The organism is Vibrio variabilis, assembly GCF_003263785.1.
Classification (GTDB): domain Bacteria; phylum Pseudomonadota; class Gammaproteobacteria; order Enterobacterales; family Vibrionaceae; genus Vibrio; species Vibrio variabilis.
On sequence record NZ_JYJK01000134.1, the window covers coordinates 1 to 12,856 of the forward strand.

Annotated in this window: 9 protein-coding genes and 3 pseudogenes; 6 read left to right on the top strand and 6 right to left on the bottom strand. The window is 47.7% G+C overall.

What is annotated here, in order from left to right; all coding sequences use genetic code 11:
- Positions 1 to 93: 93 nt before the first annotated feature.
- Positions 94 to 1,401: a sn-glycerol-3-phosphate ABC transporter substrate-binding protein UgpB gene (gene ugpB, locus TZ48_RS22660; RefSeq protein ID WP_112480925.1), complete on the bottom strand. Its 1,308-nt coding sequence runs from the start codon at positions 1,399 to 1,401 to the stop codon at positions 94 to 96.
- A gap of 244 nt (positions 1,402 to 1,645) precedes the next feature.
- Between ugpB and TZ48_RS22665 the strand changes: the two genes are divergently transcribed.
- The gene (locus TZ48_RS22665) at positions 1,646 to 2,398 is read left to right on the top strand and encodes a glycerophosphoryl diester phosphodiesterase (RefSeq protein WP_112480927.1); all 753 of its coding nucleotides are present in this window, start codon (positions 1,646 to 1,648) and stop codon (positions 2,396 to 2,398) included.
- A gap of 45 nt (positions 2,399 to 2,443) precedes the next feature.
- Positions 2,444 to 3,192, top strand: a pseudogene (locus tag TZ48_RS22670) (DeoR/GlpR family DNA-binding transcription regulator).
- A 110-nt stretch (positions 3,193 to 3,302) separates the two neighbouring features.
- On the opposite strand, the gene TZ48_RS22675 reads toward TZ48_RS22670, so the two are convergent.
- The gene (locus TZ48_RS22675) at positions 3,303 to 4,358 is read right to left on the bottom strand and encodes an HD-GYP domain-containing protein (protein ID WP_112480929.1); all 1,056 of its coding nucleotides are present in this window, start codon (positions 4,356 to 4,358) and stop codon (positions 3,303 to 3,305) included.
- A 227-nt stretch (positions 4,359 to 4,585) separates the two neighbouring features.
- Here TZ48_RS22675 and TZ48_RS26025 point away from each other — a divergent pair, with 227 nt between their 5' ends.
- Entirely contained in the window at positions 4,586 to 5,251 is a 666-nt protein-coding gene (locus tag TZ48_RS26025) for a PfkB family carbohydrate kinase (RefSeq protein ID WP_112480931.1), read from the top strand.
- Positions 5,245 to 5,706, top strand: coding sequence for a PfkB family carbohydrate kinase (locus TZ48_RS26030; RefSeq protein ID WP_162674698.1), 462 nt, complete (start codon positions 5,245 to 5,247; stop codon positions 5,704 to 5,706). The genes TZ48_RS26025 and TZ48_RS26030 overlap by 7 nt, the downstream gene beginning before the upstream one ends.
- Before the next feature lie 27 nt (positions 5,707 to 5,733).
- Here TZ48_RS26030 and TZ48_RS22690 read toward each other — a convergent pair whose 3' ends face one another.
- Complete coding sequence (locus tag TZ48_RS22690) at positions 5,734 to 6,756, bottom strand: AbrB family transcriptional regulator (RefSeq protein WP_112480935.1); 1,023 nt, start codon at positions 6,754 to 6,756, stop codon at positions 5,734 to 5,736.
- 194 nt (positions 6,757 to 6,950) lie between these two features.
- Between TZ48_RS22690 and TZ48_RS22695 the strand changes: the two genes are divergently transcribed.
- Positions 6,951 to 7,616 (top strand): HAD family hydrolase, encoded by a 666-nt coding sequence (locus tag TZ48_RS22695; protein ID WP_112480937.1) that lies wholly within the window; start codon positions 6,951 to 6,953, stop codon positions 7,614 to 7,616.
- Here the strand turns inward: TZ48_RS22695 and TZ48_RS22700 are convergent.
- Positions 7,613 to 8,859, bottom strand: a pseudogene (locus TZ48_RS22700) (D-amino acid dehydrogenase). The gene TZ48_RS22695 and the pseudogene TZ48_RS22700 overlap by 4 nt on opposite strands.
- A 104-nt stretch (positions 8,860 to 8,963) precedes the next feature.
- On the opposite strand from TZ48_RS22700, the gene TZ48_RS22705 reads away from it, so the two are divergent.
- Entirely contained in the window at positions 8,964 to 9,860 is an 897-nt protein-coding gene (locus TZ48_RS22705) for a LysR substrate-binding domain-containing protein (RefSeq protein ID WP_112480939.1), read from the top strand.
- 1 nt (position 9,861) lies between these two features.
- Here TZ48_RS22705 and TZ48_RS22710 read toward each other — a convergent pair.
- Together TZ48_RS22710 and glpK are read right to left on the bottom strand one after the other, a co-directional pair.
- Positions 9,862 to 11,162 (bottom strand): annotated as a pseudogene (locus TZ48_RS22710) (alpha/beta fold hydrolase).
- A 180-nt stretch (positions 11,163 to 11,342) separates the two neighbouring features.
- On the bottom strand, positions 11,343 to 12,833 hold the full coding sequence (gene glpK / locus TZ48_RS22715) for a glycerol kinase GlpK (protein WP_112480941.1): 1,491 nt from the start codon (positions 12,831 to 12,833) through the stop codon (positions 11,343 to 11,345).
- Positions 12,834 to 12,856 lie beyond the last annotated feature (23 nt).

Genomic DNA, 12,856 nt, shown 5'->3' on the forward strand with positions numbered 1-12,856 from the left:
CAACCACTTATTTTTAAAAATTACTTGTGAAGACATAAACAATACCGACATGCCGCCACTTAAATGCAGTGGCGGCGTAAAAAAGACAACGGGTTATTTCTGTGTGCGCTCAAAGCGACGAAGTTGTTCGTCACCACGGCGAACCGCGTTGTTAAGTGCCGATTTTGCAGTGGCTTTGCCTGCCCAAACCGCTTCTAACTCTTCGTTGATGATGTCACGGGTTTGTAGGAAGTTACCAAAGCGAATACCTTTCGAGTTGGCGGTTGGTTCCGTTGAGGTCATTTGCACGACAGCCGTGTCCGTGCCTGGGTTCGCCGTGTAGAAACCTTGCTGTTTCGTCAGTTCATAAGCTTGTTGGGTGATAGGTAGGTAGCCGGTAAACTGGTGCCAGTCAGCCTGAACTTCTGCGCTTGAAAGGTAACTAAAGAACTTCGCTACGCCTTTGTACTCTTCAGACGAGTGACCACGAAGCACCCACAGTGACGCACCCCCAATGATGGTGTTTTGTGGTTTCGCAATCAGCTCATCATCGTATGGAAGCTCGGCAACACCCACCTCGATGCCTTTCATGTTTTCTTGAATACCCGCTAGACCTGCAGATGAGCCCATGGTCATCGCACACTCTTGGGTGTAGAAAAGTGGCATGCCATCAGATTGGCGACCGCCGTATTTGTAGATGCCTTCTTTTGACCACTCACCAAGTTTTTCAATGTGTTTTACATAAGGCGCGGCATTGAACTTAAATTCTGTATCAAAACCGCCAAAACCGTTGTTTTGCGTCGCGACAGGAATGTTGTTTCGAGCGCCAAAGTTTTCGATTTGAGTCCAAGATTGCCATGTAGTCGTGAAACCACATTGCGCGCCGGATTCAAGCAGTTTACGTGACACTTGCTCCATCTCTTTCCAAGTTTTAGGCGCTGAGGTGATCCCCGCTTTTGCGAACATGTCTTTGTTGTAGTACATCACAGGGGTTGAGCTATTGAATGGCATCGACAACATCTTGCCATCGTTGGTGGTGTAGTAGCCGGTCACAGCGGAGAGATAGTTGTCTGGGTTAAACGGTTCTTTGGTATCTTCCATCAGTTCGTAAACTGGGTAGATAGCTTGTTTCGCGCCCATCATGGTCGCTGTGCCCACTTCAAACACCTGAACAATGGCAGGCTGCTCTTTCGCTCGAAAAGCAGCGATAGCGCTTGTCATGGTTTCCGCGTAGCTACCTTTGTAAACCGGTTTGATCTCGTATTCTTCTTGGCTTGCATTAAAATCTGCAGCGATATCATTCACTTTTTGACCCAGAGCGCCGCCCATGGCGTGCCACCACTCAACCTCAGTTTTTGCTTGAGCACCTGTGCTCATTAGCGCCACTGCCACCGCCATTCCTGTGAGGTGTTTAATAGACATAGTGTTTCCCTTAAATGTGAAAATGTTGGTTTTCAGTTCAATAGCAGAAGTTCACTTGCTCTCGATCTACTGCTCTAAAATGTTCAAGTGAAAGTTAAACTGAGCAAATGACGATTCGGTGACAGTTAAATGAACTTATTTGAAACATTTTATGGCCATGAAAGCGCAATAAAACGGCAATATTAGTGTCACAGAGAGTTGTAATCCTTTCATTTGAATGCAAACGAAAATGGTAAAGGAATCAATGAAAATCACAGCGCATCGTGGCGTCTCTAGCCTCGCACCAGAAAACACGTTAGCCGCTTTTGAACAGGCGGTTTTGTTGGGACTAGAATGGATCGAGATTGATGTTCAGCTTAGTCAGGATAAGGTACCCGTCGTTATTCATGATCGCACCGTGAACCGCTGTACCAATGGCCGTGGACGCGTCGCCGATTTGAATGTTCAGGCACTGAAAGCCTTAGATGCGGGTTTATGGTTTGGTGACGCTTATGAAGGCGAGCGTATTCCAACATTGGCTGAGACTCTTTTGTTGGCGCAGCAAAGCGGACTCACAGTCAATGTTGAGCTAAAGCATTATGAAGGTGACGATATTGAGCTTTTGTGTCAGCAGGTTAAGTTGGTTATGAGCGAGTTAGGTGTTGCCACGGAGCAGGTGCTGTTCTCTAGTTTCAGTACGCAGGCGCTGACGGTGATGCAGCGCATTATGCCGTCCATACGTCGTGGGCAACTGTGGCAACAGATACCGGATGACGCGCTAACTATTCTCGATAAATTAGATGCTTACAGCGTACATTGCGACTTTCACTTTCTCGATGAGAAAACAGCGAGATGGATAAAATCGGCGGGCTACCAACTCTATTGTTACACACCTAATCATCCAGCTTTGGTTGAGTCATTTTGGGAGTGGGGTGTGGATATGATGATAAGCGACGTGCCTCAGGATTATCAAAGACAGTCATCAGCATCAAAGCCGCAAGTTTTCGTTGATGCCTAATGTGAAGATACCTAATGTGACATAGTGAAGTAGGTAACGAACATCATGCACAATCTCAGTTTGCGACAGAAAAGTATTATCGACCTGATACATACTCAAGAATACTGCACCATAGAGCGCTTTCGAGCCACTTTGATGTTACGACTCAAACCATTCGTCGTGATATTAACGAGCTTTGCAGTCTCGGCCTTGCTCGCCGTCATCATGGTGGAGTGGGTTTGCCAACAACGCTAAGCAATCGCAGTTTTACCTCGCGAAGTACCACCAACTTGACGGAAAAGCAGCAAATTGCCAAACAAGTGGTTGCCAATATCCCAGACGGTTGCACGCTGTTCTTAGGCATAGGTACAACGATAGCGGCGATTGCGGAGCATTTAAGTGGCCACAAGCATCTTCGCGTGGTCACCAATAACTACCAGGCTGCGCATATCTTAGCGCAGTTTGAACAGGTGGAAACTTGGATTGCTGGTGGGCGGATGCGTACTAATGATGGCGATGTGGTCGGCGATCATGTGGCCAGCTTTTTCGGACAGTTTTCTGCTGACATTGGGATTGTGTGTTGCGCGGCGGTGAATCTTGCATCAAGCGTTACCGAACAGCCCACTTTGGAGCCTCAAAAAGAGGAGTTTGCTCTGGAGCATAAGCTTCGCGAGGCGGCGATCAGTCAAGCAATTTTGGCGGGTTCGCAGCAAAGGTGGCTGGTTGCGAATAGCACAAAGTGGCAAAGCAAAGCGAGTGCACGCGTTGCGCCTTTGAGCTATTTTGATCGAGTGTATGGTCGCCCTATTGAGTAGCGGCTTGCTTGTTAGCCTGAGTTACTTAGCCAGATGAGCTTCTGACTCTGGCTGTGGCGGAAACGTATGATAGATTGCTTTGAATCGCTCTAGGTTGTTAAGCAGTGTTTCTACCAACAATGGATCAAACGCGGCGCCCGCTTGTTCAGCAAGATAATGCTGGGTGTCTTCAAGCTCCATGCCTGTTTATAGCTGCGTTTGCTCAGCAGGGCATCAAACACATCGGCAATAGTGATGATCCTCGCCTCTAACGGAATATCTATCCCGCCAATCTTGGTGGGATAACCCACCCCATCAAAGCGCTCATGATGAAAATAGATAATGTTTTTCAAGAAAGAGACTTCAGCACTGGACGCACTGACCACGTCGATGTTTTCGATGACCTCGTCGATAATGTCTACCCCGTAATCAACATGTTTGTTCATTATGGCACGTTCTTCTGGCGTGTATCGGTGGGGGCTAAATAGAATATGGTCTGGGATACGGTATTTGCCGATATCGTGAAAAGGTGAGTAGAGCTCTATCCACTGAATAAATCGATGATCGACGGGCAGTTTGTGAGCAAGAAGTTCGGCGAGGAGCTTGCTGTATTGGCTCATCCGCTGCAGGTGATCGGCGGTTTCTGGGTCACGCTTATGGCTTATCTTGAGCGCGAGCTTCAAAGCTTGGACGAACATTTGGTGCTTGTAACGGTCATGGCAAAGCAAACTTATGATGACTTCTCGAATAAACAAAAGATCTGAGTGCAAAGCGCCATTGTTGAAGTAATCCACTTTCGTTGAATTGAGAAACAGTACTGCGCCAAAACCGTTTTCAATATTTAGACCCATGGTAAAGCTGCTTCGATGACCAAGCTCGATTAGGCGGCTATTTCGGCTGTTGGGTCTGAGCTCATAAAGATCGTCAACGACCCTAATTTCCTGATGCTCGATTATTTTAATTAAGGGAGCACAGCGCTCTGAATGCATTGAGATAACGTCGAACTTGTCGGAGTCATCCTGAAAGTCAATGACGTGAAAGTTTTCTAGGTGATCAGCAGACGTCACAGAGAGACACAATCTCGATAGATGCGGGTACTTGGTTCTTAGGGTGTGAAACAGTTCATCAATACCGTTGCGGCAACTCAACGCTCTGTTCGTGCTGGCAATACAATCTATATAGTCCATACATTATTATCATTAGTTTTAATATGGTTATTTTAATAGTAGCGAGTGTCAGTGGATTCCCACAAGTGATCGGTTTCACAGCTATGGATGCAATTTAGTGAATATCTGAGCGATTGGTACAAGGTACGATGTAAGAAGTTTTTGTAGCAGAACTAAGGCATTGATTCTATGTGGCTTCGGGAGTAATAATATGCAAACGTATGTTTATTTGAGCGGACACTTGGCCTATGACTGAGCGCGAACAACAAATACTAGAACTAATCAAGCTTGATCCTATGATCGCTCAGAGTACTTTGGCTGATATGCTCAACATCAGTCGAAGTGCGGTAGCAGGGCACATCACAAACTTAACGAGAAAAGGGTTCATACAGGGCAAGGGCTATTTGATTGCCCCGGATCGTTTTGCCGTTGTGATTGGTGGCGCGAATATGGATTTATGTGGTCGTTCTACATCAGACTTGGTGATGGGCAGCTCAAATCCAGGGGCTCTTACTGCCAGTGCCGGGGGTATTGGTAGGAACATTGCCGAAAGCCTTGCGCACCTCGGCAGCAAAGTCGAGTTTATCAGTGCCGTAGGTGAAGATTCATGGGGTGAGCAGCTACTGGATTCTTGCCGCGATGCGGGGGTAGGGATTGAGCACTGTTTGGTGACACCTAATCGAGCAACCAGTTCCTATCTTTCGATTCACGGGCCAGATGGTGCGCTGCAACTCGCTCTCAACGACATGTCGCTGTTTGACGAACTCAATGCTCAGCAACTCGCAAAGCGAGCACCGTTGCTAAACCGGGCAACGGTTATTGCTATCGATGCAAATTTAAGTGATTCGCACTGGAGTATCTATTTCAAACTCAAGCTTCGAAGCCTATATTTGTTGACCCTGTTTCGGTGTTGAAAGCGGAAAGAATTAAGCCTTACTTATCGTGTATCCATACGTTGAAGCTAGAGCTGGCTGAGGCGGAACTGCTCGCTGGAGTGGATTCCTCCAAGCGCACTCGAATGCCTCAAATTGCTCACCAGTTGCATGATATGGGTGTTAAGCAACTGGTCATAAATCTTGGGTCGCAAGGTGTGTTCTCCAGTCAGGATAGAAAGGGACATTTTCATAATCGTAGAGACTCTAGTTTAAACCTTAAAACTGATGGTCAAGAAGGGTTGTTAGCGGGACTAGTGCATGGTCACTTACAAAGCGCCAATTGGCAAAGCAGTGTTGAATTTGGAATGGTTGCAGCCGGCATTTCATCGAACAACGAACATGCTTATTTGCAGCGACAAGGACGACAAGGTACCCAGCCTCGATCCACGCGAACGGCTGAGAAGGATGCGGACTTAGGTCTTTATTACGACTAGAGCATGTCATAATAGTCCCGCTGCTACCTACATCCTACTTAGACGTTTCAGAGGGGATTTTAATGCAGCGGGCATCATGTATAACATCATGAGTCGCATTACATGGTTGATCGCGACAAAGGCAGGTTCAAGTCCTAATAGCAGCGCCACCGCCGTCATCGCTTCTACGCTTCCAGGAACCCAAGCAAGCAGCAACACCTGCCAATCTACGCCCGTAAAGCTGTGGAAAGCTGCAGCAAAACATAGGGTGACACTCACACCCAACAAGGTCACGATAAGTCCTGCTTTAGAGTAGCTCAGCGCTTCTCGCCACGTGGTTGGCGCCAAACGAACCCCAATTAGTACCCCTAAAATAGCGGTAGCAAACATAATCAGAGATTCTGGTACGCTTAATTCAAGTGTCGGCAGTGCACTATGATAGAGAGCCGCTGCGATGAGGCTGGTCAGCAAATAGGGCGCAGGTACACCCAATTTTCCCAATAGCTTACCCAGTAACAAGCTGGTGACGGCGAGAAACCCTAAATGCCCGATAAGGGAGACGCTAAAAGATTGGCTAAGCTTGGAAGCACTGTCTTCGCCTGTTGAAGCGATGACTCCCGCCAATACCACGAGCAGCAACAGGCGGATAGAATGCGAGAACACAATTTTAGGAGACGGCTTTTCCTGCTCTTCACTTATCACCAATATCGCTGCCATGGCACCCGGGATTGCGCCGAGCAAGGACTCAAAAGGCGTCCATTTTTCTCGTTTGTAGAGCCAGAAAAAGTTTACCGTCGTTTGCGAAAGCATGCATAGCACCAAACCAAAAAACAGCGGCAGTGAGAATGAATCTGTTAGCTCAGCAATGGGAACCGTGATGCCAATACTCATGCCAAGGATCAATTGGATGAGAGTGAGAATGAAGTCGGGAAGCTTTATGTTTTGACGACTGCACCGCAGGTAAAGAATGGTTGCAAACGCGGCAGCGAACAGCTCGGACAGTGGCAGCGGGATAGGGCTTGCGAGCAAGGCTCCTGCCAAACCTACCAAGATGGTTTTCCATACCGCCATAACTAGTCCTTTGATTCAATGTGATTTTCCGCTGTCGATTATACACCCAGTCCATGTCCACAGCGAGGATACTTCGCAATACCTATACACGAAATTACTCGGCTATTTATTTGGTAATACCCATTAGGATGCGGCACAATGCGCACAGAAAAGGCTGTTGAGCTGGTTTGGATGCATTGACTAAAGAGAGAGAAATGAATTTTAAAGCTGCGATTTTCGATATGGACGGATTGCTGTTGGATACAGAAAACGTCTGCAAAGGTATCTTCGAGAAAGCTTGCGAAGCGTTAGGGGTGCCATTTCTTGAAGAGAAGTACTTGTCGATTATCGGCTGTAATTCTAAAACCATTCACGCCAAATTGGGCGAAGCATACGCAGGAATCATTGACTACAAAGTGATTAACGACGAGTGGCGCCAGCGCTACACGAGTGTCGTATTTCATCAAGCGATTCCCAAAAAGCACGGCGTTATTGAGCTGCTTGATTGGTTAACCTCCAAAAACATTCCAATTGCGGTTGCGACCTCTACTCATCGCGATGTCGCCGAAAAGAAACTTAAGCTTGCAGGCTTAGACAGCTATTTTCGCTGTTTAGCGACAGGGTGTGAGGTCACGCGTGGCAAACCAGATCCAGAGATCTACCACTTAGCGGCTAAGCGACTTGGTGTTGCTTCAGAACACTGTTTGGCGTTTGAAGATTCCAATAACGGTGTTAAAGCCGCCGTGGCGGCAGCCATGCATACTTACCAAGTGCCAGACTTGGTTGCACCATGTGAGGATGTGAAAGCACTGAATGTGCAGACTAGAACGTCACTATTTGAGGTATACCAAGAGCTGTCAGCAAGTTATCTAACCCGCTAATATCGCTCAATGCTCAGTTCGGGCAATTCTTGTTTTCCGTTTGAAGCAATCAGTTCGGTGAGAATATCTGCGGAACCACAGGCCATGGTCCAACCTAATGTGCCATGTCCGGTATTCGTATACAGGTTGTCCAATGGAGTTTTGCCGATGATTGGCGTTCCGTCTGGAGTCATGGGGCGGAAGCCTGTCCAGTAATCTGCGCTCGCCAAATTCACGCCTTGAGGAAACAAATCGCTGACTACGTGGTTTAGAGTCGCTAAACGCTTGTCGGGAAGAGCGGGATCAAATCCGGCTAATTCCGCAGTGCCCGCTACACGAATTCGGTCATCAAAACGGGTGACGGCCACTTTAAAGGTCTCATCCATGATAGTCGACGACGGCGCGTGGCCTGGGTCAATGATAGGTAAAGTAAGTGAATAGCCTTTGACCGGATAAATTGGCAGATCAATGCCATGTGGCTGCAGTAGAGCCTTTGAGTAACTACCAAGTGCCACCACAAAGTGATCTCCAGTGAGGGTACCGTTCGAGGTGGTGACACCGACGACACGGCGCTTCTCAGTCATTAGGGCGTTGATTTGAGTATCGAACAGGAATTTTACGCCCGATTGCTCCGCCATTTTTTGCAGTTGCTGACAGAAAAGGTAGCAGTCTCCCGTTTCATCGTCGGGTAGGTAAAGTCCACCCACCAGATCCCCTTTCATATTTGCGAGCCCCGGCTCTTGTTGTAAGCACTGCGGGGTATCAAATAGCTGGAATCGAGTTCCGCTTTCCGCTAATAACGCCATGTCTTTTTCAATCGCATCAAGTTGCTGTTGAGAGCGGAAAATTTGCAATGTTCCTTGTGTTCGTCCTTGGTATTGGAGAGTGTGGTCTTGATTAAGTTTTGCCAGACATTGACGACTTCGATTGGCAATGGTCAGCATTCGGGATTTATTCAGTTTGTACCTGTCGAGCTGACAGTTGACCAGCATTTGGCTTGCCCAGCGAATCAGCTCTGGGCTCAAACTCGGTTTTATCTTAAGTGGTGCGTGTTGCTCAAATAGCCATTTAATGGCCTTGGTAGGAATACCCGGTGCAGCCAGGGAGAAGAGTAGCCATAGGAAATTTGTCCAGCATTGGCGAAGCTGGTCTCCTCGCCAGCTCTGGATTGTCTGTCAACAACCGTCACATCAAAGCCGGCCTGAGACAAATACCATGCACTTGTGAGTCCGATGACTCCGCTTCCTAATACAATGACTTTCACTATCGCTTCTCGCACTTTTGAGTTTTACTCAGAATGAATAATTTACATCTGATTAACAATCGATAAGAATTAATAGTAGGTTTTAGAAATACTAAAGGCTCGAAATGAAGTCAGCATTGTTAAATGGGGTGAACTTGATTTGTGTTGTTGCTCGGCATACCAGTATTACCAGTGCAGCAAAGCAGCTTAATCTAACGGTCGGTGCAGTGAGTCAGCAATTACAACAAGTAGAGGATAAGTTAGGTTTTAGCGTTTTTGAACGCCATGCTCGTGGAATACGATTGACAGAACAGGGCAATCGGTTGGTGGAAGCCACAAGTCATCACTTAGCCGCTATTGAGGAAAATGTATTCCAACTAACTCGTGTTTCTGAACGTAAACAGATCAGGCTCAAATTAACCCCTTCGTTTGCTTTTAAGTGGTTAGTGCCCAGACTCGAGGACTTTCATCGCCGGCATCCAGATGTCCAGATTCATACCTTGGCTGAAGGGGCGCTAGTGGACAGCGACAGTCGGGACTTTGATATTGCCATCGATTATGGACCTATCCCTTATAAACGCTCAGAAGCCGAACTGCTGATGGAGGAGTGGTTAATCCCGGTGTTGAGTCGCGACTATCTAGCTAAACACCCTGGGTTACAGCAAGGGAGCGAGGCATGGCAGCAGGTGACGTTACTCCACGATATAATGCCATGGCTGGGAGTGCCAAAGGACTATGAATGGCAATACTGGGCTTCTGAGCAAAGACTGGACATCGAGACTACTAAAGGACACTTTTTCAATCGAACTGATATGGCCATGTCAGCGGCGGAGGCGGGTGTGGGCGTTGCGTTAGCCAGAAGGGCGTTACTAGGGAATGAGATTGAACAGGGACGACTGGTCGCCCCTTTTGCACCGATAGCGGCTCATGCAGGGTACTTTATCATTACCCAATTCGACGACCCGTATACGAGATTGTTCAAAGACTGGCTTAAAGAGCAGAGCCAGTCGATGTTGAACTAGCCTAGTGCTGACAGTAATGGATGTGATCACCCATTTCGATCAACTTGTCTAGAATGCGCTCTCCATCGGCACGTAACCCATTGTGTTCATACTCGTTGGTGATCCAAGCTTTCGAATTGGGGATGTTAGCGAGTGTTTCCCGGCTGATGTCCATCTCAACAAACATATCGTCAGCGTACACAGCGCAACTCACAGGAACGCGGTTGGTTGCCAACACTTCAGCATCGTACAGTGCCCCCCAATCGGCCTTTTCTGCCAGTAGGTTGGCGGCTTCTTTAAGGGGCTTTAAGCATTGGTATTGCTCAAACATCCACGGGAACACCATTTCGCCAGTAAAGTAGAAACAGTCGTCACCCGGTTGGTAATTAAACTCATCGTGCTGTTGCCTAACGCGATCAGCTGACCAACTCGATGCAAAGCCTTGGCAATAAATAGACTCGTGCAAAAGCGCATAAATAGGGTTGGTTTGAAATGCTTGTTGCGCCAGCATTTCATTCAGGAATTCATAGCGTAATGTTGGCTTTCCATCCACTTCAATGAACGCATTTTCAAGCGAGTAATAGGTAGGAAGGAAGGTATCGCTGACACCAAAGTTAATCCCGATTTGCTGAAATTGTTCCACGGTGAAAGCTTGCCCATTCGGTAAAGTCACTTCGTTTGTCGCTAGATGGTTAGCTATTTTTTTGCATAGCGACTGGGCATGTGGGAACTGATTGAAAAACTCTTGGTTTTTCTGTTTGGTACGCTTGAACGTAGCGTTGTAGACATCGTCAGGATGTCGTTCTATTGATGGCACGCCACCCGTTATGTAGCACGGCTCAGACTATCCGGAAACAGTGACAGGTAAGTCAGAGAGCAAAAACCACCAAAGCTCTGTCCTAAGATAGCCCATTGGGTGACCCCAAAAGCCTGACGAATAAATTCAGCATCACGAACAATGTTATCTGCACGGAAATGGCTTAAGTAGTCAGCTTGCTCACTTGGAGAAAAATGTGCCAAGGTCTGGTGATTGACAACACTGCTGTTGCCTGTGCCGCGCTGGTCAAGCAGCAGTACGCGGTAGTCCTGCAAAGCACGTTTTAGCCAGCCGCTGTTACCATTGGGGCGTGGAGATGGAAAACCAGGGCCGCCTTGAAAAAAGACTAACCAGGGCTTTTCACCTCCGTCCTTGGCGAGAGTGACTTCTCTCGCGAAGATCTGCAACGAACCTTTTGTTGGGTCTTGGTAGTCTAGAGGAACTGTAAAGTAATGAGGGGTAAATTTTAAACCACCATCAATAAAAGCAGGGGAAGTGTGGGTCATATTCAAGCATCCGTGAAGAATAACAGTACATTTAACAATAGAATCGACGCGCTGTTACTCTGACAACGCCCGCTGAACTTAGCGGTTTTCGTGTGAAAAGGCCAACGTTTAGTGCCGATTATTTGGATACTCAAAAGCAAAAAACGCACCAAGCGGTGCGTTTTTAAACTCGAGCTAAGCCTAATTCGTTTTCGTGCGCCCAATGGCGGTTAACCATCCGTCGTACAGAGTCTCACGTTTTTCGCGTTCCAATTCAGGACTGAAGATCCGCTCGATCTCCTTTTTATCAGCGAGCTCTTCCTGGCTGTTCCAATACCCAACGGCGAGTCCGGCCAGCATGGCAGCACCAAGCGCAGTGGATTCACGAACCATTGGACGAACCACTTTGCTACCCATGATGTCGGATTGGAACTGCATCAAAAAATCGTTGGCGACAGCGCCGCCATCGACTCGAATTTGATTGAGTTTGATGCCAGAGTCTTCTTCCATCGCAAGTAACACATCCTTACTTTGGTAAGCGATGGCTTCCAGTGCAGCGCGAATGATGTGATTGCGATTGGTACCTCGTGTTAATCCAACTAAACTGCCTCGAGCATGAGGATCCCAGTAAGGTGCACCCAGCCCGACAAATGCGGGTACTAAATACACACCGTTTGAGCTGTCCACTTGCTGGGCGAAATACGCGGTGTCCTTGGCATCACGAATCAATCCTAACTCGTCTCGTAGCCACTGAATCGTAGCCCCACCCATAAAGACGCTGCCTTCAAGGGCATACGTGACCTCATCGCCGATTTTATATCCCACTGTAGTGAGTAGACCGTGTTGAGACGTAACTGGCTTACTGCCTGTGTTCATTAGCAAAAAGCACCCCGTGCCATAGGTGTTCTTTACCATGCCTTTTTTCACACATTGCTGGCCAAACAGCGCGGCTTGTTGATCCCCAGCGATACCACTGATGGCAATAGCATGGTTACCGCCCCCTATTTGTGTGTGGCCGTAAATTTCGCTTGATGATCTCACACTTGGCAACATGGTTCGCGGAATATTAAAGAGCTCAAGTAGCTCTTCATCCCACTCTAGGGTGTGGATGTTGAACAGCATGGTTCTTGAAGCGTTACTCACGTCGGTTACATGCGATTTACCGTGGGTAAGTTTCCAAACGAGCCAGGTATCGACCGTACCGAAGAGCAGTTCATCGTTTTCGGCCTTTTCGCGCGCACCTTCTACGTTGTCCAGTATCCACGCCACTTTTGATGCAGAGAAATACGCATCCACCACTAAGCCCGTTTTGTCTTGAATCATTGGCTCGTGGCCATTGGCTTTGAGTTTGTCACAGTAATCAGCAGTGCGGCGACATTGCCAAACGATAGCGTTGTAGATGGGTTGTCCGGAGTTTTTATCCCAGACGACAGTCGTTTCTCTTTGATTGGTAATGCCAATTGCGGCGACTTGATCACTACCGATATCGGCTTGAGCGAGGGCTTCGGTGAGAGATGATCGTTGCGTTGCCCAAATTTCCATGGGGTCATGCTCGACCCAGCCTGGTTGTGGGTAGATTTGGGTAAATTCACGTTGAGCAGTCGTGACGATATTGGCGTCATGATCAAAGACGATCGTTCGTGAGCTGGTGGTGCCTTGGTCGAGAGCGATGATGACGTTTTTGTTATTCATAGAGTGTCCGTCTATCGATGAGT

Coding starts and splice junctions, on each gene's coding strand:
- ugpB (WP_112480925.1), bottom strand. CDS start 1,401: ATGTCTATTAAACACCTCACAGGAATGGCGGTGGCAGTGGCGCTAATG.
- TZ48_RS22665 (WP_112480927.1), top strand. CDS start 1,646: ATGAAAATCACAGCGCATCGTGGCGTCTCTAGCCTCGCACCAGAAAAC.
- TZ48_RS22675 (WP_112480929.1), bottom strand. CDS start 4,358: ATGGACTATATAGATTGTATTGCCAGCACGAACAGAGCGTTGAGTTGC.
- TZ48_RS26025 (WP_112480931.1), top strand. CDS start 4,586: ATGACTGAGCGCGAACAACAAATACTAGAACTAATCAAGCTTGATCCT.
- TZ48_RS22690 (WP_112480935.1), bottom strand. CDS start 6,756: ATGGCGGTATGGAAAACCATCTTGGTAGGTTTGGCAGGAGCCTTGCTC.
- TZ48_RS22695 (WP_112480937.1), top strand. CDS start 6,951: ATGAATTTTAAAGCTGCGATTTTCGATATGGACGGATTGCTGTTGGAT.
- TZ48_RS22705 (WP_112480939.1), top strand. CDS start 8,964: ATGAAGTCAGCATTGTTAAATGGGGTGAACTTGATTTGTGTTGTTGCT.
- glpK (WP_112480941.1), bottom strand. CDS start 12,833: ATGAATAACAAAAACGTCATCATCGCTCTCGACCAAGGCACCACCAGC.